The 614-nt window shown below is 46.6% G+C and carries 1 protein-coding gene; it reads left to right on the plus strand.

The genetic code is table 11. From position 1 onward, the window contains the following. On the plus strand, nucleotides 1-614 hold a 614-nt coding region (gene nrdD / locus R7Z50_RS28840), incomplete at both ends, for an anaerobic ribonucleoside-triphosphate reductase (protein ID WP_318149925.1).

Raw genomic sequence — 614 nt, forward strand, 5'->3', positions numbered from 1 at the left:
GCACATCCTGCCTCGTGATGTGGTTCAAGCACACGAAGTGGGTGACATTCACTACCACGATCTGGATTACGCGCCATTCTTCCCGATGTTTAACTGTATGCTTATCGATTTAAAAGGCATGCTAACGCACGGCTTCAAAATGGGTAATGCAGAAATCGACACGCCTAAATCGATTTCAACTGCAACCGCAGTGACAGCGCAAATTATTGCTCAAGTAGCTAGTCATATTTATGGCGGTACGACAATCAACCGTATCGACGAAGTGCTTGCTCCATACGTTATGACAAGCTATGAGAAGCACCTAGAGATCGCGAAAGAGTGGAACATTGCCGAGCCAGAAGAGTTCGCTAAAGCGCGCACCGAGAAAGAGTGTTACGACGCATTCCAATCGCTAGAGTATGAAGTAAACACACTGCACACGGCAAACGGTCAAACGCCATTCGTTACGTTCGGTTTTGGTCTTGGTACAAGCTGGGCGTCTCGTCTTATTCAGCAATCGATTTTGAAAAACCGTATCGCTGGTCTTGGCAAAAACCGTAAAACCGCCGTATTCCCTAAATTGGTGTTCGGTATTAAAGACGGTCTAAACCACAAGGCAGAAGATCCAAACTACG

This window comes from Vibrio sp. 1249-1 (genome assembly GCF_033340495.1).